The organism is Streptomyces verrucosisporus (assembly GCF_017114865.1).
GTDB classification, from domain to species: domain Bacteria; phylum Actinomycetota; class Actinomycetes; order Streptomycetales; family Streptomycetaceae; genus Streptomyces; species Streptomyces fenghuangensis.
The window spans coordinates 188,425-212,366 of record NZ_JADEYH010000006.1 but is presented as its reverse complement, the minus strand read 5'-3'; the positions used below and the strand labels follow the sequence as shown (position 1 = coordinate 212,366).

Annotated in this window: 18 protein-coding genes and 1 pseudogene; 13 read left to right on the top strand and 6 right to left on the bottom strand. The window is 72.0% G+C overall.

All coding sequences use genetic code 11. From position 1 onward, the window contains the following. Positions 1-154 precede the first annotated feature (154 nt). Complete coding sequence (locus tag IQ279_RS10420; protein ID WP_206348089.1) at positions 155-1,255, top strand: polysaccharide deacetylase family protein; 1,101 nt, start codon at positions 155-157, stop codon at positions 1,253-1,255. 37 nt (positions 1,256-1,292) lie between these two features. Here IQ279_RS10420 and IQ279_RS10415 read toward each other — a convergent pair whose 3' ends face one another. Further along, positions 1,293-1,688 (bottom strand): hypothetical protein, encoded by a 396-nt coding sequence (locus IQ279_RS10415; RefSeq protein ID WP_206348088.1) that lies wholly within the window; start codon positions 1,686-1,688, stop codon positions 1,293-1,295. Positions 1,689-1,752: 64 nt separating this feature from the next. Next, entirely contained in the window at positions 1,753-3,456 is a 1,704-nt protein-coding gene (locus IQ279_RS10410) for an ATP-binding SpoIIE family protein phosphatase (RefSeq protein WP_206348087.1), read from the bottom strand. 892 nt (positions 3,457-4,348) lie between these two features. Between IQ279_RS10410 and IQ279_RS10405 the strand changes: the two genes are divergently transcribed. Continuing rightward, positions 4,349-4,561 carry a DUF397 domain-containing protein gene (locus IQ279_RS10405; RefSeq protein ID WP_241027925.1) on the top strand — a complete coding sequence of 71 codons (213 nt, stop codon included), beginning with the start codon at positions 4,349-4,351 and terminating at the stop codon, positions 4,559-4,561. Positions 4,562-4,696: 135 nt separating this feature from the next. Beyond that, entirely contained in the window at positions 4,697-5,602 is a 906-nt protein-coding gene (locus tag IQ279_RS10400; protein ID WP_206348085.1) for a Sco1979 family transcriptional regulator, read from the top strand. Positions 5,603-5,688: 86 nt separating this feature from the next. Here the strand turns inward: IQ279_RS10400 and IQ279_RS10395 are convergent, their stop codons facing one another. Beyond that, positions 5,689-6,504 carry an SAM-dependent methyltransferase gene (locus tag IQ279_RS10395; RefSeq protein ID WP_206348084.1) on the bottom strand — a complete coding sequence of 272 codons (816 nt, stop codon included), beginning with the start codon at positions 6,502-6,504 and terminating at the stop codon, positions 5,689-5,691. Between the two features lie 225 nt (positions 6,505-6,729). After that, positions 6,730-7,746: a LacI family DNA-binding transcriptional regulator gene (locus IQ279_RS10390; protein WP_206348112.1), complete on the bottom strand. Its 1,017-nt coding sequence runs from the start codon at positions 7,744-7,746 to the stop codon at positions 6,730-6,732. 286 nt (positions 7,747-8,032) lie between these two features. Between IQ279_RS10390 and IQ279_RS10385 the strand changes: the two genes are divergently transcribed. From IQ279_RS10385 to IQ279_RS10370, 4 genes are all read left to right on the top strand, one after another. Beyond that, positions 8,033-9,331, top strand: a complete 1,299-nt coding sequence (locus tag IQ279_RS10385; protein WP_206348083.1) for an ABC transporter substrate-binding protein — start codon at positions 8,033-8,035, stop codon at positions 9,329-9,331. Between the two features lie 110 nt (positions 9,332-9,441). After that, positions 9,442-10,458, top strand: a complete 1,017-nt coding sequence (locus IQ279_RS10380; protein ID WP_206348082.1) for a carbohydrate ABC transporter permease — start codon at positions 9,442-9,444, stop codon at positions 10,456-10,458. Between the two features lie 18 nt (positions 10,459-10,476). Then, a complete protein-coding gene (locus IQ279_RS10375; protein WP_206348081.1) occupies positions 10,477-11,403 on the top strand; it encodes a carbohydrate ABC transporter permease in 927 nt (308 codons plus the stop codon). 121 nt (positions 11,404-11,524) lie between these two features. After that, entirely contained in the window at positions 11,525-12,982 is a 1,458-nt protein-coding gene (locus tag IQ279_RS10370; RefSeq protein ID WP_206348080.1) for a GH1 family beta-glucosidase, read from the top strand. Between the two features lie 48 nt (positions 12,983-13,030). Here IQ279_RS10370 and IQ279_RS10365 read toward each other — a convergent pair whose 3' ends face one another. Together IQ279_RS10365 and IQ279_RS10360 are read right to left on the bottom strand one after the other, a co-directional pair. Further along, positions 13,031-13,495, bottom strand: coding sequence for a DnaJ family domain-containing protein (locus IQ279_RS10365; RefSeq protein ID WP_206348079.1), 465 nt, complete (start codon positions 13,493-13,495; stop codon positions 13,031-13,033). 142 nt (positions 13,496-13,637) lie between these two features. Beyond that, positions 13,638-13,841: pseudogene (locus IQ279_RS10360) on the bottom strand (ATP-dependent DNA ligase); the annotation flags it as partial. 49 nt (positions 13,842-13,890) lie between these two features. Here IQ279_RS10360 and IQ279_RS10355 point away from each other — a divergent pair. The 6 genes from IQ279_RS10355 (at position 13,891) to IQ279_RS10335 (ending at position 23,937) form a co-directional block, all read left to right on the top strand. Beyond that, a complete protein-coding gene (locus tag IQ279_RS10355; RefSeq protein WP_206348077.1) occupies positions 13,891-14,208 on the top strand; it encodes a dihydrofolate reductase family protein in 318 nt (105 codons plus the stop codon). 472 nt (positions 14,209-14,680) lie between these two features. Continuing rightward, positions 14,681-16,417 (top strand): sodium:solute symporter family protein, encoded by a 1,737-nt coding sequence (locus tag IQ279_RS10350; RefSeq protein WP_307792294.1) that lies wholly within the window; start codon positions 14,681-14,683, stop codon positions 16,415-16,417. A gap of 33 nt (positions 16,418-16,450) precedes the next feature. Continuing rightward, positions 16,451-16,582 carry a putative transporter small subunit gene (locus tag IQ279_RS27940; protein ID WP_307792293.1) on the top strand — a complete coding sequence of 44 codons (132 nt, stop codon included), beginning with the start codon at positions 16,451-16,453 and terminating at the stop codon, positions 16,580-16,582. 326 nt (positions 16,583-16,908) lie between these two features. Then, positions 16,909-20,946, top strand: coding sequence for a HAMP domain-containing hybrid sensor histidine kinase/response regulator (locus IQ279_RS10345; RefSeq protein WP_206348075.1), 4,038 nt, complete (start codon positions 16,909-16,911; stop codon positions 20,944-20,946). A 47-nt stretch (positions 20,947-20,993) separates the two neighbouring features. Further along, positions 20,994-23,528, top strand: coding sequence for a SpoIIE family protein phosphatase (locus tag IQ279_RS10340; protein ID WP_206348074.1), 2,535 nt, complete (start codon positions 20,994-20,996; stop codon positions 23,526-23,528). A 121-nt stretch (positions 23,529-23,649) separates the two neighbouring features. Further along, the gene (locus IQ279_RS10335; RefSeq protein ID WP_241027886.1) at positions 23,650-23,937 is read left to right on the top strand and encodes a hypothetical protein; all 288 of its coding nucleotides are present in this window, start codon (positions 23,650-23,652) and stop codon (positions 23,935-23,937) included. The last annotated feature ends 5 nt before the right edge of the window (positions 23,938-23,942 follow it).

Here is a 23,942-nt window from a genome sequence, read left to right as displayed (position 1 = left end):
CACCGGCGGGGCCCCGCGCGGGTTACGGCCGAACGGCCCACCCTCCGCCGATCGGCCGAGCGTGACAGGAGAAGAACGCCGCGCTGCCGGAGCCTGAGGGGAGACGGCCCGGCGACCGGCCGGGCGTCGCCCCTGCCGACACCCGGAGGGCACCATGCGCCACATCATCCGAGGTGACCGCGCGGCGCTGGCCGCGATCGCCATAGTCCTCGCCGGCTGTTCCGCGACGGCCGGCTCCCAGAACTCCGCGACATCCGACGACCGGGCGCCGAAGGCGCCGGGGAACGCACAGGAGGACTCCCACCAGAATCCGCAGCGGGACAGATCGGACAGGGCGCGGGGCGATGCCGGGGGCGGGTCCGGCGAGAGCGACCCGGCGGCGGTGCGGGCCAACGAACTGGGCGCGGTACCGGTACTCATGTACCACAAGATCACCGACGAACCCCAGAGTATCGACGACCGCACCCCCCAGGGGTTCCGCGCCGAGCTGGAGCGGCTGGCACAGGAGGGCTACGTACCGGTCACCGCACAGGAGTTCACGGGCGGAGACATGGACATACCCGCTGGAAAGCACCCGGTGGTGCTCACCTTCGACGACTCCGCCCCCAGCCAGTTCCGGCTCGGCGAGGACGGCCGGCCCGCCCCGGGCACCGCGGTGGACATCCTCCTGGACGTGGCCGGGAGCCACCCGGGCTTCCGGCCCGTGGCGACCTTCTTCGTCAACGCCGACCCGTTCGGCGAACCCGGCGGACGCAAGACGCTGAAGTGGCTGGACGACCACGGGTTCGAGATCGGCAACCACACTCTGAAGCACAGCGTCCTGGAGGACGCCGACGACGCGATGGTCCAGTGGGACATCGCCTCCAACCAGTGGCTGATCGACAAGGCGCTGCCCGACTCGCCGGTGGTGTCGATGGCGCTTCCCTACGGGGCCATGCCCCGCAACCGGCAACTCGCCCTCACCGGCGAGTACGGCGGCGTGCGCTACCGCCACCAGGGCGTCTACCTCGCCGGCGGCCACCCCGCGCCCTCGCCCTACTCCGCCGACCTCGACCCCGGCGCCATCCCGCGCATCCGCTCCCAGGAGACCGACACCGAGGAGGGCGCGTACAGCTCCTCGGCCTGGCTGGACAAGCTGGCCGACGGCACGGTCGAGCGCTACACCTCCGACGGCGATCCGGAGACGGTCAGCTTCCCCCGGGAGATGGCGCACCGGATCGCCTTCGACCACCAGGAGGCCGCACGGCCGTACTGACCCGCCGGGCCGCCTGCCCGCCGCACTGCCCGGGCGCTCACCTGGAGCGGGGGTGCGGTACGGCGACGACCTGGTCGTCGTCCTCGTAGACGATCCGGCCGGGGTCCGAGGACCGCAGGCACCGGTAGGCGACACCGTGCGCGGTGAGGATCTCCAGATAGCCGTCCACCCGCTCGATCAGGTGCCGGGCCGAGGACTTGAACCACGCCACCGCGCCGGGATTCACCGCGGGGTCGTAGACCGTGGGGTCCACGGTGGTGGGGTTGGTGTAGTTGGCGTTGTACCAGGCGTTGTTGACCCGCCGGAAGAGTTCCTGCTCCACGGTCAGCCGGCCCGCCCGGCCCAGATTGTTGACCAGTGCGAAGACACCGGGGTGGATGTCCCGTCCACCCCGGTCCGCACCCTGGAAACGCACGTACCGCTCCTGCTCCACGCCGGCTCCCGCCCTTCTCGGACCCCGTCGCGCCCCGTCCGCCCCGCCTCCCGGGCCGGGCGTCTCAGGTGACGGCGCGGGGAATGTCCTGCTCCGCCCAGACGACCTTCCCACCGGGAGTGCGGCACGAACCCCAGTTGCGGCTGAGCATGTTGACCAGTTGCAGACCGCGCCCACCCTCGTCGCTGAGCTCCGCGTGCTGGATCTGGGGCAGATCGGGGCCGGTGTCGGACACCTCCAGCGTCAGCCTCTCGTGCCGCATCACACGCAGTTGCCCGGGCCCGCCGCCGTACCGCAGGGCGTTGCCGACCAGCTCGCTGACGACCAGCTCGGCGATGTCGGAGAGTTCCTCCAGGCCCCACAGGGCGAGCCGCTCGGTGACCAGGGAGCGGGCCACGGACGCGGCGGTGCCGTCCGGCGGCAGCGGCCACACGCACAGGTCGGTGCCCGGCGGCAGCTTCCCTCCGGCGGCCACCAGCAGGACGGACTCGTCCAGGCGCTCCACGCCCCCCGGAGCGATCCCGTCCGGGTTCCGGTGCTCCAGAAGCCGGTCCACCAGCTCCGGAGCGGTCTTCGCCAGCTGCCGCAGCTGCACCTCGATGTCCCCCCGGCGCGTCTTGACCAGGCCGTCGGTGTACAGCACCAGCCGGCTCCCGGCCGGCACCCGCACGGTGGTCGCGTCGTAGGGGATCACCCCGGCGCCCAGCGGCGCCCCGGCGGGTACCTCGACCCGCGAGACGGTGCCGTCGGCGTCCACCAGCAGCGGCGGCATGTGCCCCGCGCCGGCGATGGTGCAGTTCGCGGTGGCCGGGTCGTAGACGGCGCACAGGCAGGTGGCGACCTGGTCGTCCTCCAGATCGCGGGCGGCTAGGTCCAGCCGGGCCAGTACGCGGTCGGGGGAGGTGTCCAGGGCCAGCAGCGTGCGGCCGACCGTGCGCAGCCGCCCCATCGTGGCCGCCGCGGGCACCCCGTGGCCCATGACGTCCCCCACCACCAGGGCCGTCCGGCCGCCGGGCAGGGCGACCACGTCGAACCAGTCGCCACCGACTCCGCTGGGGTCGAGACTCGGCGTGTAGTGGGTGAGGACCTCCAGGCCCGGTGTGTTCGGCGTGGCGCGGGGCAGCAGGCTGCGCTGCAGGGAGAGGACGTGCTCGCGCTCGCGCCCGTAGAGGCGGGCGTTGTCGATGAAGACCGCCGCCTTGGAGGCCAGCTCCGTCGCCAGTTCGACGTCGGCGCGGGTGAACGGGGGGCTGCCGGGGCCGCGGATGAAGTCGGCGACCCCGAGCAGCACACCGCGCGCTGTCAGCGGTACGGCCATGTAGCTGTGCACCCCGGCCTGGCGCAGTTTGAGCGCCGCGCTGGGGGTCGGGGCCACCCGCACGTAGTCGTCGCGCCTCATGCGGCTCAGCAGGACCGGCTCCTGGGCGCGCAGGCAGTGGACCGAGAGCAGCGTCTGGGGGTGGAAGGAGAGTTCGCCGGGCTCGTCCGGCTCCAGGTCCTCCATCTCGACGACCGAGGACACCGCGACGGCCCGGGTGACCGGCGGTTCCGGTCCCGTCCAGCGCTCGCCACCCCCGCCGCGCAGTACCGACTCCAGCAGATCGACGGCCGCACCGTCGGCCAGCCGGGGGACGGCGAAGTCGGCCAGTTCCTGCGCGGTCAGCTCCAGGTCGAGCGTCGTACCGATCATGGTGCTCGCCTGGTTGAGCCACGCCAGGCGGCTGCGGGACGCGCGGGGGCGGGCCAGGGCGGCGGTCGCGCGGCGCATGCGCACGGGCGTCCGGCCGCTCCGTACGGGCCGATGCCGCCGGTGGCCACCGCTGCCGTTCGCTGTCACGACTCTCCCCACTCGCACTCCGCCACCGGTGCCTCAAGGGTCTTCCAGGCCGTGGGCGGCGGCTTGTCGGGAAGATGGGGCGCTGAGCCGAACGGAGGCGTCTGTTCCGCTTCCGTCGGCCCGCCCCGAGGCTCAGCGACCGTTGACGGGTGCCGATCATCGCACACGGCCGTCGGCCGTGAACCGCTTTCCCGGAGTTCCCGGAGTTCCGCGACGAGGACCGCCGCCCTGCCTTTCGAGGGTAGGGCAGCCGTCCCCGGAGCGCCCCCGGGGAGCGGGGGAGGAGCGGTTCGCGGTCCCCGGTTCTTGACGCGCCGTCGGCCCGGTGGCTTGATGTCCCTGCTGGGAGCGCTCCCATTCGACCGGAAGGACGACTGTGCGCAACAGAGACCTCTTACGGGCGGCTTCGGCCGCCCTGATCGTACTGCTCGGGTTCCTCGGTCCGCTGGGAGCGGGTGCCGCGGTCGCCGCCCCGGCGGGCGCCGTCGCGGCCTGACCGCGGTTCGGCCGCTGCCGGGTCCGCGCGGGCCGTCCGGCCCGTGCGAACCCGGTGGGTCGGCGGAGTGCCGCCCGCCGAAGCCGCCGGACGGGCGGCCGCCACCCGGTCTTTCGGAGTCTGTCGGAGAACCCGGCGCGGGAACCGGTCCGCAGGCACTACCATCCTCGACTGTCGAACGGTGCTGCAATTACATCTGCGCTTGCAGATGTAATTGCAGCACCGTCGGCGCCGACACGCGGAGCAATGGAACGTCATGGCCGCGGCCCGGTCCGAGGGGACGGCCGCGGCCGGTGAGGGGCGACAGTGCAGCAGACCGTCAACGGCATGCCGGCCGCGGAGATCGAGGGCGCGGTGTGGCGCAAGAGCCGCCGCAGCAGCATGGGCAACTGCGTCGAACTCGCCCCGCTGCCGGACGGCGCGGTGGCCGTGCGCAACTCCCGCCACCCCGACGGCCCCGCCCTCGTCTACACCCGCGAGGAGATGACGGCCTTCCTGCAGGGCGCCAGGGACGGCGAGTTCGACGACATGGTCGGCTGAGTCACTGCCGGGCGGAGGCGGAAGAATGACTTCCGCGGGGCCGGCCGAGCCCGCGGACACCCGGGGGGACCGCTGTACGGCGCGGTGGCGGCGGTGGCACACTGAGTGTCTGTCCCTTCACCCAGGAGAGCACCCATGGCCGCCGGATCGAGCCACTCCTTGTCGATAAAGCGCCATATCGAGCACCCCAAGGGCAGCCCGACGGTGCTGCGCCTGGTGGTCGGCTCCCAGCTCCGGCGGCTGCGCAAGGAGCGCGGCATCGACCTGGAGGAGGCGGCAAAGGCGATCCGCGGCTCCACCGCCAAGGTCAGCCGTCTGGAGCGGGGCCAGGGCGCGTGCAAGGAGCGCGACATCGCGGACCTGCTCACGCTCTACGGGGTGCTGGACGAGGACGAGCGGGCGGACTTCCTCGCCCTGACCCGCCAGACGAACACCCGCGGCTGGTGGCACCGGTACAGCGACGTCCTCCCCGAGTGGTTCGAGCGGCACCTCGGCCTGGAGGAGGCCGCCTCGGTCATCCGCACCTACGAGGTGCAGTTCGTCCCCGGCCTGCTGCAGACGGAGGAGTACGCCCACGCGGTGACCCGTCTGTGCCACCCCCGCGCCTCCGCCCAGGAGAACGACCGGCGGGTCCGGCTGCGCATGGAGCGGCAGGCGCTGCTCACCCGGCCGGACGCCCCGCGTCTGTGGGCGGTCCTGGACGAGGCCGCCCTGCGGCGCCCGCTCGGCGACACGGAGGTGATGCGTGGTCAGCTCCGCCACCTGATCGAGGCGGCGCGGCGGCCGAACGTCACGCTGCAGGTCGCGCCATTCGAGACCGGCGGCCTGGCCGCGGTGGGCGGGCCGGTGACGATACTGCGCTTCCCCGAGCCGGATCTGCCCGACATCGTCTACCTGGAGCAGCTGACCAGCGCCCTCTACCTGGACAAGGAGGAGGACGTCGACCACTACCTGTCCATCATGGACCGGCTGTGCGCGGTCGCGGAGACCCCCGCGGACAGCGTGGGCTTCCTGGAAGGGCTTGTGGACAGGCTCGGCTGAACACGGGGCGGGAGCGCCCCGTTCATCCGTGCGGGGCCGCCCTCTCCCGGAGGAGGGCGGCCCCGCACGCGGCCCGGCGGCAGGCCTCAGGGCATACGGGCGACGCCTCCGAACTCCTGCCACTCCCACGTGCGCTGCCTGGGCCCCACGTCGGAGTCCGGGCGCCAGGTGGAGACCTCCACCAGACCGGGCTCGAGGATCTCCAGCCCGTCGAAGAACCGCTCGACCTCGTGCGGCTCCCTGACCCTGCCCCAGTTGCCCCCGGTGCTCCTGTCCATGAACTCGGTCACGGACCTGCGCGTCCCGGCGTCCTCGCTGACCAGCTGGCAGATCACGAAGAAGCTCCCCGGCGCCAGCCGGTCGGCCACGCGCTTGACCACGCCGGCCGGGTCCGCGGAGTCGGGAACGCAGTGGAAGACGGAGTTGAACAGGGCGGCGACGGGACGGTCGAAGTCGATCAGCCGGGCGGTGTCCGGGTGGTCGAGGACGCCGTCGGTGTCGCACATGTCCGCCTGGATGACGGTGGTGTTCTCGTTCTCCGCCAGCAGCGCGCGGCCGTGGGCCAGCACGATCGGGTCGTTGTCCACGTAGACCACGCGCGCATCGGGGTCCACCCGCTGCGCGACCTGGTGGACGTTGTCCTGGGTGGGCAGGCCGGAGCCGTGGTCTATGAACTGCCGGATCCCGTAGTCCCGGGCCAGGACACGCACCGCGCGCTGCAGGAAGCGGCGGTTGTTGAGCGCCAGCGCCTGGGTGCTGGGGACGACCTCCAGCAGTTTCTCGGCCGCCTCCCGGTCGACGGCGTAGTTGTTCTTGCCACCCAGGTAGTAGTCGTACATGCGTGCGGCCGTGGGGACGGTGACGTCGATCTTGCTGGTGAGGGGTTCCCTGGACTGGTTCATCCGGGCCTTCACAACCTTCCGCCTGGGAGATGTGTCGAGATTGGGGCGGCACCCGCCGAGTGGGGCCCATGCTGCCAGGCACGGCCCCTCCTCGCTGCGGAAAGACGAACACTCGCCGACCGCTTTCCGCAGCGCGCCCCGGTGGCCCGGTCGGCGACAACTCCCCTGATCCCGAAGCCGGTTGAGCGGAAGCGGGGAAGGCCGCCGAGCCGCGGGCGGACGGCGTCAGGCGGAGTCGCGGACGACGAGGGAGGTGGGGAGCACCTTGTGCCGCCGCGCACCGCCGGGTTCGCCGATCTCCCGCAGCAGCAGCTCGGTGATCGTCCGCCCGATCTCCTCGACCGGCTGCCGAACGGTGGTCAGCGGCGGGTCGGTGTGCCGGGCGACGATCGAGTCGTCGAAGCCCACCACCGCCACGTCGTCCGGCACCCGCCGCCCCTGGCGGCGCAGTTCGGCCAGGGCGCCAGCCGCCATCACGTCGGAGGCGGCGAAGACCGCGTCCAGCCGGGGACGGCGCTCCAGCAGCCCGCGCATGGCGGAGCGTCCGCCCTCCTCGGTGAAGTCGGCGGGGGCGACCAGCTCCCCGCCGGACTCCCGTCCGGCCTCCTCCAGCGCGTCCCGCCAGCCCCGCAGACGGCTGTCGGCCACATCCATGTCCGGCGGGCCGGTGATGGTCGCGATCTCGCCCCGCCCGCGCTCGATCAGGTGGCGCACCGCGTCGCGCGCCCCTCCGATGTTGTCCGAGTGCACATGGTGCAGCGGCTCGGCCGGGGAGCGGCGCCCGGCCAGAACGGTCGGCAGACCGAGCTCCTCCAGCAGGCCGGGCAGCGGGTCGTCGCGGTGCACCGAGACCAGCAGTACGCCGTCCACCCGGCGCGCGGTGAGGAAGCGGGTGAGCTGGTCCATCTCCCGCTGGTCGCGGACCAGGGTGAGCAGCAGCTGGATCTGGGTGCCGGCCAGGCCGTTGCTCACCCCGCGGATCACGGCGGAGAAGTAGGGCTCCGAACCCAGCCGGCTCTCCGACTCGGGTATCACCAGGGCGATGGAGTCGGTCCTGCTGGTCACCAGCGACCGCGCCACGGAGTTGGGCACGTAGCCCAGTTCGGCGATCGCCGTCTGCACCGCCTGCCGGGCCGCGTCGCTGACCAGGGCGGAGCCGTTGAGGACTCGGGAGACGGTGGTGCGCCCCACCCCGGCCCGGGCGGCCACGGTCTTGATGGTCGGCCGCCGAGTGGCCCCCATGGCGTACCCGCCTCCTTCTGCCTCCATCACGCCGCGCACGGCGCTCACCAGCGCATTGTGCCAGACGGCCGTGTGGCGACCGGTGTGGCGCCGGTGCTCGCGAAGGGCCTCGGCAGGCAACGGATCCTGTCCCCGTCCTTGACAGCGCCCGTTCCTGAGGACAGTCTTCCACAACCTGATGGGAACGCTCCCACCTTCGAGTGGGAACGATTCCACCCGCCGGGCCCGTGCGGCCCGTCGGGGCCGTACCGCGGTGATTTCCGTCGCCGCCCGCAAGGAGGACGCCATGGGCAGGGCCCGCAAGCTGTTCGGTACAAGAGTCGTGGCCGCCGCGTCGGTCGCCGCCCTCACGCTCGTGGCGGGCTGTTCGGGCGGCGGCGACAGCGACGGAAAGACCGAGGACGGGAAGACCGTCATCACCATGGGGCTGTTCGGTGTCATGGGCATCAAGGAGACCGGTCTCCTCGAGAAGTACATGGAGGAGAACCCGGACGTCGTCATCAAGGCCGAGATAGCCGGCGACGAGCAGACGTACTACACCGCGCTGCAGACCCGGCTGGCCGCCGGCAGCGGCCTCAAGGACATCCAGGGCATAGAGGTCGGCCGAGCCAAGGAACTCGCCGACACCCGGGCCGACAGGTTCGCCGACCTCTCCGGCGTTCCGGACACCGACCACTTCCTGCCCTGGAAGCAGAGCCAGGTCACCACCGGCGACGGCAGGGTGATCGGCCTGGGCACGGACATCGGCCCGATGGCGGTCTGCTACCGCAAGGACATGTTCGAGGAGGCGGGACTGCCCGCCGACCGGGAGGAGGTCGCCGCACTCTGGGACGGCGACTGGTCGAAGTACGTCGAGGTCGGCAAGGACTTCAAGAAGAACTTCAAGGGCGACGCCGCCTATCTGGACAGCGCCAGCGGCCTGTTCAACGCCATGATCTACGGCAGCTCCGAGCAGTTCTACGACAAGAGCGGCAAGCTGATCTACCAGGACAACCCGGCCATCAAGGACGCCTGGGAGCTGGCCACCGGAGCGGCCAGGGACGGACTGACCGCCAAACTCCGCCAGTTCCAGCCCGGCTGGGACCCCGGCCTGGCCAACAGCAGCTTCGCCACCACCGTCTGCCCGGCCTGGATGCTCGCCCACATCAGCGAGAAGGCCGGCGAGGCCAACAAGGGCAAGTGGGACGTGGCCAAGGCCCCCAAGGGCGCCAACTGGGGAGGCTCCTTCCTCGGCGTCATGGAGAACAGCCCCGTGAAGGAGGAGGCCAAGAAGCTGGTGGCCTGGCTGACCGCGCCGGAGCAGCAGGAGCACATCTTCAAGGAGATCGGCAACTTCCCCTCCTCCGCGAAGGCCCTTGAGTCCCCGGCGGTGACCGGGGCGGAGTCCGAGTACTTCAACAACGCCCCGATCGGTGAGGTCTTCGGCGCGGCCGCCCAGGACATCCCCGACGAGCAGGTGCTCGGCCCCAAGGACGGCACCATCAAGGACACCTTCTCCCAGGGCCTCCAGCTCGTCGAGCAGGGCAAGAGCCCGGCCGAGGCCTGGGAGACCACCGACGAGCGCATCAGGAAGGCCGTCGACTGACACCCCTCCCGGGGCAACCCGGGGCCCCGGCGGCCACCGCCTCCCCGTGCGGCCGCCGGGGCCCCGTCCCCACTGCCTCCCAACAAGCACTCCCAGGAAGGAAGCCCTCCGTGGCCACCTCCACCCCGGCATCCGGCCTCGGCGGGCCGCAGAGCGGACCGGCCGGCCCCACCAAGGAGAGCCCCGACGACCGGAAGGGCGCACGTCCCCGGCGGCCGTGGAGCACCCTCCTGCACCGCTTCGACATCAAGGCGGCCCCCTACGCGTTCGTCGCCCCCTTCTTCGTCGTCTTCGGCGCCTTCAGCCTCTACCCGCTGCTCTACACGGCCTGGATCTCCCTCCACGACGTGGAGCTGGCGACCATGGACATCATGGAGTGGGAGGGCTTCGGGAACTACTCGCAGCTCTGGCAGGACGACCGCTTCTGGAACGCGCTGGCGAACACCTTCACCATCGGCGTGATCTCCACCGTCCCGCAGCTGCTGATGGCCCTCGGCCTGGCTCACCTGCTGAACTACAAGCTGAAGGGATCGGCGTTCTTCCGGGTCGCCGCCCTGACGCCCTACGCCACCTCGATCGGCGCCGCCGCGCTGGTGTTCACCATGCTCTTCGAGCGCGACTTCGGAATGATCAACTGGTTCCTGAGCCTGTTCGGGGTCGACAACGTCGACTGGGAAAGCAGCAAGTGGCCCGCCCAGTTCGCGATCTCCTCCATCGTGATCTGGCGCTGGACCGGCTACAACGCCCTGCTGTACCTGGCCGCGATGCAGGCCATTCCGCAGGAGCGGTACGAGGCGGCGGCCATCGACGGCGCCTCGCGCTGGCAGCAGTTCACCAAGGTCACCGTCCCCGGCATCCGCTCCACGATCGTCTTCACCATCGTGCTGTCCACCATCGGAGCCACCCAGCTCTTCGGTGAGCCGCTGATCTTCGGCCAGGGACCGAACGGCGTCAGCGGCGGAGCGGACAACCAGTACCAGACGCTCGGCCTGCTGCTGTACGAGGAGGGCTGGAAGAACTACGAGATGGGACGGGCCGCCACGGTCGCCTGGGCGATGTTCCTCCTGCTCATCCTCGCCTTCGTACTGCAACGCGTCGTCAAGCGCGTCAAGTCCCGCACGTCCTGACCAGGGAGCGGTAATCCGATGACCACCGACACCGCCCGCCCCCGGGCGGACGTACCCGAGCCGCTCGCGGACACCGTCGCGCCCGCCGGCCGCCGTATCCGGCTGTCCCTGCGCCCGAGGGCGGGCCAGCAGCGGAAGGCCGGGCCCGTCGCCTACGCGCTGCTCGCCCTGGCCGCGCTGCTCTCCCTCTTCCCGCTGTACTGGACGATGGTGGCGGCCTCCACCGACAACACCCGGGTCTCCCAGACCCCGCCGCCGTTCCTCCCCGGCCCCAACCTGCTGAAGAACCTCTCGGCGGCCTGGGAGGACGCGGCGATGGGCACGGCGCTGGTCAACAGCCTCATCGTCGCCATGACGATCGCCCTGTCCACCGTCCTCTTCGCCACCCTGGCCGGCTTCGCCTTCGCCAAACTGCGCTTCCGCGGCCGCAACATCCTGCTGATGCTGGTCATCGGCACGATGATGGTGCCGCCGCAACTGAGTGTGGTGCCGCTGTTCATGATGATGACCGAGCTGGGCTGGGGGCAGAAGCTGCCCGCCGTCATCTTCCCCACCCTGGTCAGCGCCGTCGGCGTGTTCTTCATGCGGCAGTACCTGCTGGAGGCGCTGCCCGACGAGCTCATCGAGGCCGGCCGCGTGGACGGCGCGCACAGCCTGCGGATCTTCTGGAGCGTCGTCCTGCCGGTCGCCCGCCCGGCGATGGCGGTGGTCTTCATGATCACCTTCGTGCACGCCTGGAACGACTTCTTCTGGCCTTTCATCGTGCTCGACATGACCAACCCCACGATCCCCGTGGCCCTGACCCAGCTCAGCGCGGGATACGTGCGCGACCAGTCGCTCATCATGGCCGGCGCGCTGCTGGGCACCCTGCCGCTGCTGGCGATGTTCGTCGTCTTCGGCAAGCAGATCGTCGGCGGCATCATGCAGGGCGCGGTCAAGGGCTGACACGGCACCGGCCGGAAGGCCCGGGCGACCCCGCGGTCCCGGGTCTCCCGGCCCCGACCACCTGATCCCCCCCGACCACCTGCTCCCACTCCTCGACACCACCGATCCGGAAAGGACCTTCGTGGCCACCGCATCCCGTACAGCCGAACCCGCCCCGGCGACCCGGAGCGCCCGGGTGTTCCCGCCCGGCTTCCTGTGGGGCACCGCGACCGCCGCCTACCAGATCGAGGGCGCCGCCTCCGAGGGCGGCCGCACCCCCTCCATCTGGGACACCTTCTCCCGCACCCCGGGCAGGACGCGCAACGGCGACACCGGCGACACCGCCTGCGACCACTACCACCGCTGGCGCGAGGACCTGGAGATCATGGCCGGCCTCGGGGTGGGCGCCTACCGGTTCTCCGTCTCCTGGTCGCGCGTCCAGCCCGGCGGCGGCCCCGCCTCCCGCGAGGGACTGGACTTCTACAGCCGCCTGGTGGACGGGCTGCTGGACAAGGGCATCCAGCCCGTCGTCACCCTCTACCACTGGGACCTGCCGCAGGAGCTGGAGGACGCCGGCGGCTGGCCGGAGCGTGCCACCGCCGAGCGGTTCGCCGAGTACGCCTCGCTGGTCGCCGGCGCGCTCGGCGACCGGGTGGGCACCTGGACCACCCTCAACGAGCCGTGGTGCTCGGCCTTCCTCGGCTACGGCTCGGGCGTCCACGCCCCCGGCCGCACCGACCAGGCGGACTCCCTGCGCGCCGCCCACCACCTCAACCTCGCCCACGGGCTGGGCACCCAGGCCCTGCGCGCCGCCCTCCCGGCCGAAGCGCAGACCTCCGTCACGCTCAACCTCCACCACGTGCGGCCCCTGACCGGTGACCCCGCCGACACCGACGCCGCACGCCGCATCGACGGCGTCGCCAACCGGGTCTTCACCGGCCCCATGCTGCGCGGCGAGTACCCGCAGGACGTCCTGCGGGACACCGCGCACCTGACGGACTGGTCGTTCGTGAGGGACGGCGACCTGGCCGACATCCACCAGCCACTGGACTTCCTGGGCGTCAACTACTACAGCCCCACCCTCGTCTCCGCCGCCTCCGGCCCCGGCTCCCACAACGCCGACGGGCACGGCGCGAGCGAGCACAGCCCCTGGCCGGGCGGCGGCGACGTCGCCTTCCACCGCACGCCCGGCGAGACCACGGCCATGGGCTGGACGATCGACCCGACCGGCATGTACGACCTGCTGCTGCGGGTCAGGGACGACTTCCCCGGCATGCCGGTGGTCATCACCGAGAACGGCGCGGCCTTCGACGACTACGTCGACCCCGAGGGCCGTGTGCTGGACCCGCAGCGGATCTCCTACCTCCACGGTCATCTGGCGGCGGTGCACCGGGCCATCGAGGCGGGGGCGGACGTGCGCGGCTACTTCCTGTGGTCCCTGCTGGACAACTTCGAGTGGGGATACGGCTACAGCAAGCGCTTCGGCGCGGTGTACGTGGACTACGCGACCGGCACGCGTATCCCCAAGTCCAGCGCCCGCTGGTACGCGAAGGTGGTCCGCGACGGCGCCCTGCCGCCGGAGCCCGGCACGGGCGCCTGACCGCATCCGACCGCGCCTGGGAGCCAGGGACCCCGGCCGCGGGCCCGGCTACCGATCCGCCGGCCGGGCCCGCGGCCGGCCCTTCCCGGGAGGTCGGGCGGGGCGCGGCCGGCCGTCCCCGCGCTCCTCGCGCCACTCCCGCGCGACCTCCTCGGCGTCGAAGGGCTCCAGGCCCAGTGGAGGGCCGGGCGGCGGCATCCGCAGCGCCGCGCGGATCCTCTCGTTGATCCCCGCCACGATCCGCCGTACCTCCGGCTCCGAGCGGGCCCGGCGGGCGGCGGCCAGGGCGTCCTCCGCCTCCTTGCGCAGGGCGAGCGCGGGTGGCAGGTAGGACAGCCCCTCGCGGCTCATCTTCTTCCTGACCCACCACAGGTCGTCATAGGGCTGGTCCAGGTCGGGCAGCGGCCTGCCCATGCCCGGCAGGGCGTCGAACTCACCGCGTTCGGCCGCCTCGCGGATCTGCCGGTCGGCCCACGTCTCGGAGTCGATCCCGGGCGGTTTGCGTTCGGTCACGGTGCGGTCCTCCCTGAGTGCGGCGGCGGTGGCGGGCTTTCGCGGAAGGTGCTGCTGCGGTCCAGGTTACGCGGGAGCCGGCCCCGCGGGACGGGAGCGCTCACCCGGCCAGGGCGAGCACGGCCTCCACGGTGTCGGCCTCCGCCGGGGGGACGGTCCGGCTCAGCGCCTTCCAGCCGATCCCCGTTCTGCGCCGGGGGAGCCTGCCCGCCAGGTAGGTGATGACGACCGGGGCGTCCTCGGGCCCGGCCTCGCGGAACAGCGCGGCGAGCAGGGCGACCTTCTCCGTGCGCGACGGGGTCCGCGCGATGCGGTGGGAGACCTGGGCGACTTCGGCCAGCAGCATGTCCCCATCCTCACCCTGACGGCCGTCACCGGACGCTGGACAGTGCCGGGTGGCACAACTCCACGCTGCTGGGGGGGGCGACGCGGTGCGGGAGGTCGCGGCCCTCAGGGAGCGGCTGGAGGGCGAGCTGCAGATCCACGGCAGCGGGAACCTGGCTCGGAGCCTGATGGCGCACGGCCTGATCGACGAGTACCGCCTGCTGACCTATCCGGTGATCCTGGGCGGCGGCAAGCGCCTGTTCGACGGCGGTGCCGTGCCGGCCGCGCTGGAGCGGATGGGAGGCGGGACGACCTCCACCGGGGTGGCGATCAACACCTACCGGGCGGCGGGGAGCCCCCGGCACGGCTCGTTCGACCTGAAGGAGTGAGCCGGGCCAGGGGCCCGCGGCCGTGGGGGGCGATGGTTACGAAGCGGCATCGAACGGGCCGCCGTTGGTGATCTCCACTACGTGCCGTAGAGCTTGACGTCGCACTTGCGACTTGTAAAGAAGCGGATGCAAACGGGCAGTAAGGACACGGCAAACAGGATAAACCGGTTGTTGAATGTTCGACTATCTCGTGATGAATCTGCTGAAAAATGGATAACTCACCCCATCCTGTCTCCAGGGGGATCGTAGGTCGTAGTGGCGTGAAGAAGCTGTTAACCTCCGGCAAGTTTGCGGACTGGAAGAGTCCGCTTTTGTGTGAACGTCCCCCGGGGCGGGCGGCGCCACCGTCGGCCCCGGGGCCGGAGCCCTTCCGCCGCCCGCGGTGCGCGGAACGTGCCCGCCGCCCCTCGGCCCGCTCGCCGCGGGGCCGCGGCCATCGCCGGGCTCCACGACCCGTAAGGAGGTGGCGCGCGTGGACGGGGTGGAGACAGCCCAGTTCGGCGCCGTGGTGGTACTCGGTCTGCTGGTCCTCTTCTATGGAGGGACCTTCCTGATCTCGACCCGCATCGGGAAGAGGAAGGAGAACGCCGACGGATACATGACGGCCGGCCACAACATCGGCTTCGGGATCTCCGCCGCCAGCATGACGGCGACGTGGATCTGGGCGTCCTCGATGTACGCCTCGGCGACGTCGGGCTACACCTACGGCATATCGGGCCCCATCCACTACGGGCTCTGGGGTGCCCTGATGATCCTGTTCATCTACCCCTTCGGCAAGCGCATCCGGGCCGTCGCCCCCAAGGCGCACACGCTGGCCGAGGTCATGTACGCACGGCACGGCCGCTCCAGCCAGCTGATGCTCGCCGGCTCCAACCTCGTCGGCAGCCTCATCAGCCTGATGTCGAACTTCATCGCCGGCGGCGTGCTGATCTCGATGCTGTCGCCGCTCAACTTCATCCAGGGCGTCTTCGCGGTGGCCGCGGGCGTGCTGCTCTACACCCTGTGGTCCGGTTTCCGCGCCTCCGTGCTGACCGACTTCGTGCAGGTCGTCGCGATGCTCGGGGCGGTGGCCGTGCTCGTCCCGGTCATCTTCTTCGCGGCCGGCTTCCCGGCGGCGTTCGAGACCGGGGCGGCGAACCTGACCGCCCAGCAGGGCGACTTCTTCTCCAGTGACGCCTTCATGAACCAGGGCGCCCCCTACATCGCCGCGGTGCTGGCCTACGCCATCGGCAACCAGACCATCGCGCAGCGCCTCTTCGCCGTGCGGCAGGACCTGATCAAGCCGACCTTCGTCACCGCGACCGTCGGGTACGGCGCCATGGTGATCGGCGTCGGCATGCTCGGCGTGCTCGCCCTCTACCTGGGCTTCGAGCCGACCGGCGGCGACGTGAACAACCTCATCCCCGAGATGGCCGCCGACTACCTGCCGCCGGTGCTGCTGGCGGTGTTCTTCCTCATGATCGTCGGCGCGCTCTCCTCCACCGCCGACTCCGACCTGTCGGCCCTCTCCTCGATCATGATGGCCGACGTCTACGGCCAGAACGTGGCGGGCAAGGAGAAGGCGAACCCGAAGACGATGCTGCTGGTCGGCCGCATCACGATGGTGGTGGCCACCGCCGCGGCAGTGGCCTTCGCCAGCCTCCAGCTGAACATCCTCGACCTGCTGGTCTTCGTCGGCGCGCTGTGGGGGGCGCTGGTCTTCCCGGTGCTGGCCAGCTTCTACTGGGACAAGGTCACCAACAAGGCGTTCACCACCTCGGTCATCGCGGCGCTCGCGGTGTTCCTGCCGGTCCGCTTCGGCTGGATCCCCATGGACGGCGTCACCGGCATCGCCGTGGACGTGCTCTCCGTCATCGGGATCGGCGTGGTCCTCGGCCTGATGGTGTTCGGCTTCCTCGGGCTCCGCGCCGCGAAGATCACCGGTGTGCTGTCGGCGGCGGCCGCCGCCCCGTTCGCCATCGGATCCCTGCACGAGTACGCGACGCTGTCCGGCTCCCTCGTCGCCTACTCCGTGAGCACCGTCATCTGCTGGGCGATGTCCGCGGGCAGCGGCGAGAGGTTCGACTTCGCCCTCATCGCCCGGCGCACCGGCGACTTCGACGACGGTGACACCGACGGCACGGGGAACGCCGGAGGCGCGGCCGCCGCCGTCCCGCGGCAGACGGGCGACGGCGACGGCGAGCCCGAACCCGCCGGAAGCACCAAGTGAGGCGAGCGAGCGAGTGAGCGAGGAGGAGGCGCGGTGAGCACCATCGCCCTGAGTACGTACATCCTGATATGGCCCGTCATCGTGGCCGTCGTCCTGTTCGTGGTCGGCCGCGCGTTCTACTGCGAGTGGGCCGAGGCCCGCCGCGACGGACGGAGCCTGATCTGAGCCGTGCGGCGCGGGCCGGCGGCGGAGCCGGCCCGCGCCGCGCTCTTCCGGCCGCCCGCGAGCCCCGCGGCGGGCCGCCGCCCGCGACCGGCGACCGTCGTACCGCCTGAACGCTCAACCTCCGAGATGTCCGCGGGTGTTCGCAAAGGCGGAGATTCGGTGACCGTCCCGCGGTGGGGTAATCTCACCGTGTCCGCACGTTTGTCGGATGACAAACGTGACGGCCTGTGAACGTGGTGTGAACACACCGCCTGCCCGTCCGGATGCGACCGGAGGAGCACGGCACGTGACGAACCCTGTGGCGGACGAGCGGAGCGACGGCGGACATGGCTGACACCACGGTTGGCGAGCCACGCCCTGAGGAACGCGGCAGGACCGCCCGCGGCCGGAGCGCCGGCAAGGCGGGGGAGCGGGAGCTGAGGCGGCTCCTGGCCGGCCTGACGGCGGTCCGGGACGGCGACTTCGGCACCCGGCTGCCGGACGGCGCCGACGGAGTCCTCGGCGAGATCGCCACGGTCTTCAACGGCATGGTGGACCAGCTGTCGCTGTTCACCTCCGAGGTGACCCGCGTCTCCCGCGAGGTCGGCAGCGAGGGGCGCCTGGGCGGCCAGGCCCAGGTACCCGGCGCCGGCGGGGCCTGGCGCGATCTGACCGACTCGGTCAACTTCATGGCCGGCAACCTCACCACCCAGGTCCGCTCCATCGCCCAGGTGACCACCGCGGTCGCCAAGGGGGACCTGTCGCAGAAGATCCGGGTGGACGCGCGCGGGGAGATCCTGGAGCTGAAGGAGACCATCAACACGATGGTCGACCAGCTCTCGGCGTTCGCCGACGAGGTCACGCGGGTGGCGCGCGAGGTGGGCACGGAAGGCAAGCTCGGCGGCCAGGCGGACGTCAAGGGCGTCTCCGGAACCTGGCGGGATCTGACCGACTCGGTCAACTTCATGGCCGGGAACCTGACCGGACAGGTGCGCTCCATCGCCCAGGTCGCCACCGCGGTCGCCAAGGGGGACCTGTCGCAGAAGATCCGGGTGGACGCGCGCGGGGAGATCCTGGAGCTGAAGGAGACCATCAACACGATGGTCGACCAGCTCTCGGCGTTCGCCGACGAGGTCACGCGGGTGGCGCGCGAGGTGGGCACGGAGGGCAAGCTCGGCGGCCAGGCCGCGGTGCGCGGAGCCTCCGGCACCTGGAAGGACCTGACCGACTCCGTCAACGTGATGGCCTCCAACCTGACCGGGCAGGTGCGCTCCATCGCCCAGGTCGCCACCGCCGTCGCGCGCGGCGACCTGTCGCAGAAGATCACCGTCGAGGCCAAGGGCGAGGTCGCCGCCCTCGCCGACGTCATCAACACGATGGTCGACACGCTCTCCGCCTTCGCCGACGAGGTCACGCGGGTGGCGCGCGAGGTGGGCACCGAGGGCATCCTCGGCGGCCAGGCCAGGGTGCCGGGCGTGGCGGGCACCTGGAAGGACCTGACCGACAACGTCAACTCGATGGCGAACAACCTGACCGGGCAGGTCCGCAACATCGCCCAGGTCACCACCGCCGTCGCGCGCGGCGACCTCACCCGCAAGATCGACGTCGACGCGCGCGGGGAGATCCTGGAGCTGAAGACCACCATCAACACCATGGTCGACCAGCTCTCCGCCTTCGCCGCGGAGGTAACCCGGGTGGCCCGCGAGGTCGGCAGCGAGGGGCGCCTGGGCGGCCAGGCCGAGGTCGAGGGCGTATCCGGCACCTGGAAGCGCCTGACGGAGAACGTCAACGAGCTGGCCGGGAACCTCACCCGCCAGGTCCGCGCCATCGCCGAGGTCACCGGCGCCGTCGCCGAGGGCGACCTGACCCGCTCGATCACCGTGGACGCCTCCGGAGAGGTCGCCGACCTCAAGGACAACGTCAACTTCATGGTCCAGTCCCTGCGCGAGACCACCCGGGCCAACCAGGAACAGGACTGGCTCAAGACCAACCTCGCCCGCATCTCGGGCCTGATGCAGGGCCACCGAGACCTCGCCGTCGTCGCCGAGCTGATCATGGACGAGCTCACCCCGCTCGTCGGCGCCCAGTACGGCGCCTTCCACCTCGCCGAGGACGACGACGAGGGCACCGAGCTGCGCCTGGTCGGCTCCTACGGCCACCCCGCGGCGGCCGTAGGAGCCGAGCCGCCGCGCTTCAGGCTCGGCCAGTCCCTGGTCGGCCAGGCCGCCCGCAGCCGCCGCGCCATCACCGTCGACGACCTGCCCGCCGGCTACGTCACCGTCTCCTCCGGCCTGGGCGCCGCCGAGCCCACCAGCCTGATCGTCCTGCCGATCACGGCCGAGGACCAGGTGCTCGGCGTCATCGAGCTGGCCTCGGTCACCCCCTTCACCGCGCTCCACCAGGACTTCCTGGGCCGGCTCATGGAGACCGTCGGCGTCAACGTCAACACCATCGTCGCCAACGCCCGCACCGACGAGCTGCTGGCCGAGTCCCAGCGCCTGGCCGCCGAACTCCAGGAGCGCTCCGAGGAACTCCAGGTCCAGCAGGACGAACTGCAGCGCTCCAACGCCGAACTGGAGGAGAAAGCGGCCCTCCTGGCCTCCCAGAACCGCGACATCGAGACCAAGAACCTGGAGATCGAGCAGGCGCGGCAGGAACTGGAGGACCGCGCCCAGCAGCTGGCACTGGCCTCGAAGTACAAGTCGGAGTTCCTGGCCAACATGAGCCACGAGCTGCGCACCCCGCTCAACAGCCTGCTGATCCTCGCCCAGCTCCTGGCGCAGAACCCGACCCGCAACCTCACACCCAAACAGGTCGAGTACGCGGGCATCATCCACTCCGCCGGATCCGACCTGCTCCAGCTGATCAACGACATCCTGGACCTGTCCAAGGTCGAGGCCGGCAAGATGGACATCAACCCCGAGCGCGTACCCCTGCGCGGCCTGCTGGACTACGTCGAGGCCACCTTCCGGCCGCTCACCACCCAGAAGAGCCTCGGCTTCACGATCACCACCGCGCCCGGCGTCCCCGTCGACCTGTTCACCGACGACTCCCGGCTGCGGCAGGTGCTGCGCAACCTGCTGTCCAACGCGGTGAAGTTCACCGAGTCCGGCGGTGTGGCCCTGAGGATCGGACCGGTCGCCCCGGACGAGCTGCCCCCCACCGTCCGGCTGCACGGCTCGGCCGTCGCCTTCCGGGTGGAGGACACCGGCATCGGCATCCCCGAACAGCAGCTGGAGACCATCTTCGGCGCCTTCCAGCAGGCGGACGGGACCACCAGCCGCAAGTACGGCGGCACCGGACTGGGCCTGTCCATCAGCCGTGAGATCGCCTATCTGCTGGGCGGCGCCATCACCGCCGAGAGCGCCCCCGCGCAGGGCAGCGCCTTCACCCTCTACCTGCCCGTGGCACGGCCCGACTTCACCGCCGCGCCGGACGCCTCCCCCCGGGCCGGGGCCCAGGAGGGGGCCGGGCCCGGCACAGTCCAGGAACCGCCCGCCGAGCCGCAGCGGCCGCGCAAGCGGCGGCTGCTGGTGATCGAGGACCGTCCCCGCGGCCTGCTCTCCCTGGTGGCGGAGAACGCCGTGGCGGACCTTGCCGAGGGCGCCGGGGACACGGGCGACCCGCGCGGCCCCGTGGAGGTCGTCACCGCGGTCGGGGCGCAGGAGGCCGCCGCCGCGCTCGCCGCGGAGGCCTGCCACTGCGTGGTGCTCCAGCTCGACATGCCCGACGAGGCGGCCATGGGCTTCCTGGAGGCCATGGACGGCGACGCGGCCCTGCGCCGGGTCCCGGTCCTAGCGCACAACAACCGGCGTCCGGACCCGGCGCGGGAGCGCGCCCTGCGCTCCCGCGCCGGCAGCCGGCCGATGGAGCTGCTCTTCGGCCTGGACGAGCTGCGCGAGCGCATCGCGCTGCACCTGACAGCCGAGGGGCCGGGCGACGTGCTCCCGCTGGTGCGCACCGAGGAGAGTGCCGAGCCGGCGGCTCGGCCCGAGGAGGCGGACGGCTCCCTGGCGGGCCGCACGGTGCTGGTCGTCGACGACGACGCGCGCAACGTCTACGCCCTCACCGGCATCCTGGAACTCCACGGAATGCACGTCCTGCACGCCGACAACGGCCGCAAGGGCATCGAGACCCTCACCGCCCACCCCGGCGTCGACGTGGTGCTGATGGACGTGATGATGCCGGAGATGGACGGCTACGCCGCGACGGCGGCGATCCGGGCCATGCCCGAGTACGCCGGTCTGCCCGTCATCGCGGTGACGGCCAAGGCGATGCCCGGAGACCGGGAGAAGAGCATCGCCGCCGGAGCGACCGACTACGTGACCAAGCCGCTGGACGCCCGCGACCTCGTCGCGTGCATCCGCCGCTGCCTGGACGCGTAGTCCGGGCCCCGCCCGCCAGCCGACCACCTCTTCCGAGGAGCAGCGCAGTGCATACCCAGCGGCCGGACGAGTCCGTCCCCGAGGATGGACCGCCCAGCGCTGCCCCGGCGCGGGAAGCGGCGGCCCCGGCACCGTCCGTGCGGCAGCCGTACGAGGGCAGGGTGTACGAGCGCGGGGAGTACGACGGGGCCCCGCCGCGCGACGGCGCGGACGCCCGCGTCGGCAGACTGGCCGCCACCGTCGAGCGGCTGCGCCGCGAGGTGCGCGAGGCCCACGCGGCGGCCGAGGGCCGCGCCCTGATCGAGATGGCCAAGGGCATCCTGGTCGAGCGGCTGGGCTGCGGCCCGGCGCAGGCCGCCAGGCAACTGGACACCCTCGCCGACCAGGCAGGCCTCTCCCGGCTGGAGCTGGCCGCCGACCTCATCGACCAGGCCGCCCACGACCGGGTCACCGAGGCGGCCCGCGAGTTCCTGGCCAGGGCGGGAGAAGGCGACGGCGGTCACGGGGACCGGGAGGGCGGCCGGTGCGAGGACGGCGGGCAGACCCCCTCGCTGTCGGTGCGGCTGCGTACCGCGGAGAGCGGCGCACTGGCCGCCGACGACACCCAGGCGGTCGCCGAATCCCTGCTGGAGCACGCGCTGACCCCCCTGGGCGCCGTGGCGGTGGCCATCTGGGCCGCCGGCACCGACGCCTCCCTGACCCTGGCCGGCTTCGCGGGCTACGCGGCCGAGGAGGCCGCGCGGTGGCACTACGTACCGCCGGGGGTGGCCACCCTCGCCCGCCGGGCCCTCACCGAGCGCCGCCCCGTGTGGTTCGCCTCCCCCGCCGAGTCCGGGCTGCCCACCCTGGGCCGCGGTCAGGCGCCCCGGGGATGCCGGGTCACGGTCCCCGCCGACAACGGCGGCCGCATCCTGGGCGTCCTGGAGATCTGCTGGCCCGGCCCGCTGGAACCGCAGCCCCCGCAGGTCCAGCGGCAGATCGAGGCCCTGGCCGAACTGTGCGCCCACACCCTGGACAGCCGCGCGGGGAGCGCGATGGAGGCGGGGGATGTCCTCCAGGCACGGCGCCCGGGTGCCTCGGAACTGGTGGACTTCGCCGACGGCCTGCTGGACCCGGCCCTGGTGCTGGTGCCCCAGCCGGACGCCGAGGGCCGGCTCGCCGACTTCCGCATCCACCACGTCAGCGCCCACTTCGTCGACCCGGCGGGCCGTCCGCGCGGCGCCGTCGCCGGATCGCTGCTGCTGGAGGCCTACCCGATGGCGGTGGGCGAGAGCGGCCTGTACGAGAGGATCGAGCACGTCCACGCCACCGGCGAGCCGTTCCGCGCCGAACGGATGGTGCTGCGCGCCCTGGTCGGCCAGGTGCCGCTGACGGTGGAGGCGGCCGTCAGCATCAGCCGCCACGGCGAGAACGTCCTGCTCATCTGGCGCGTCCAGGACGAGGCGGCACGGCTGGCGAGCGTGCTCCAGCACGCCCAGCGCCTGGGCCGCATCGGCGGCTTCGAGGAGAACCTGGTCACCGGCGAGATCGTCTGGAACAGCCAGCTCTTCGCCCTCCACGGACTGCCGCCCACCGCCGCGCCGATCCCCCTGGAACAGCTTCCCGCCCACACCCACGCCGACGACGAGGCCGCCATCGGGCGCTTCCTGCGCACCCTGCTGCACCACCGCCGCCCCGCCACCACGGCCTTCCGCCTCCAGCGGACCGACGGGATCGTGCGGCACATCCGCGTGGTCGCCGAACCGGCCCTCGACGAGGGGGGCCGGCTGGTCGCGGTGCGCGGCGCCTACCAGGACGTCTCCGCACAGCACTGGACGGAGGTCGCGCTGGGCGCCACCCGCGACCAGCTGGCCCAGACCGAGCAGCAGGCCGCCGAGCGCAACCGCATGACCCTCCAGCTCCAGCGCGCCATCATGCCGCCCACCCGGGGCCCCATCGACGCCGGAGGGCTGGACATCGCGGTGCGCTACCGCCCCGCCGAGAAGGACCACCTGGTCGGCGGTGACTGGTACGACGCCGTCGTCCTGCCGTCCGGCCAGGTGCTGCTCTCCGTCGGCGACGTGGCCGGCCACGGCATCGAGGCGGCCACCGGCATGGTCGTCCTGCGCAACGCCCTGCGCGGTCTGGCCACCACCGGAGCCGGACCCGCCCAGATACTGGCCTGGCTCAACACCGTCGCCCACCACCTCACCGAGAACGTCACCGCCACCGCCGTCTGCGGCCTGTACGACCCGGACACCCGGACACTGCGCTGGGCCCGGGCCGGCCACCCGCCGCCGGTCCTGGTGCGCCGGGGGGAGGCCGCCACGCTGCCGCTGGTCGGCGGACTCCTGCTCGGCGCCATCGCGGAGGCCGGCTACGAGGAGGAGAAACTGGCGCTGGAGACCGGCGACATGCTGCTGATGTACACCGACGGCCTCATCGAGCGCCGGGACCGCTCCCTGCAGGAGTCCCTGGACCAGCTCATGGCCCTCGCCCGGGACTCCGGCGCCACCCTGGACAAGCAGCTCGACCGCCTGCTGACCCACAGCAACTCCGACACCGACGACGACACCTGCGTCGTCGGCGTCCGGATGCGCTGACCAGGCCCTCCAGGTCCTGGCGCCCGGCCGTTCCCGCTGCCGCCGGCCCGCCGTTTCCGCTCCCGCGCACCGGGTACCTGCGCCGTGCACCCGAACGCGACACACGGTGAGGACGACGGTCATGGGCGAGACGAACAGGCACCAGGAGCAGGGCGAGGGCGAGCACGGCCACGGGGCCGGGCGCCGCACCGACCCGGCCGACCGGGGCCCCGGAGCCCACTCCGGCCGGGAGACGCCGATGGAGCACCGCACCGTCCCCGGCACGGCGAGCGCCGCCGAGGGCTTCTCCGGCGGCGGCACCGTCGAGGGCGAACCGCTCAAGGGCGTCGAGGCCGAGGAGGACGCCTCCGGCAAGGCCCGGCGGGCGGAGGAGGACGCCTCCGGCTCCGGCCGGGAGCCCGGAAGCTGAGATCC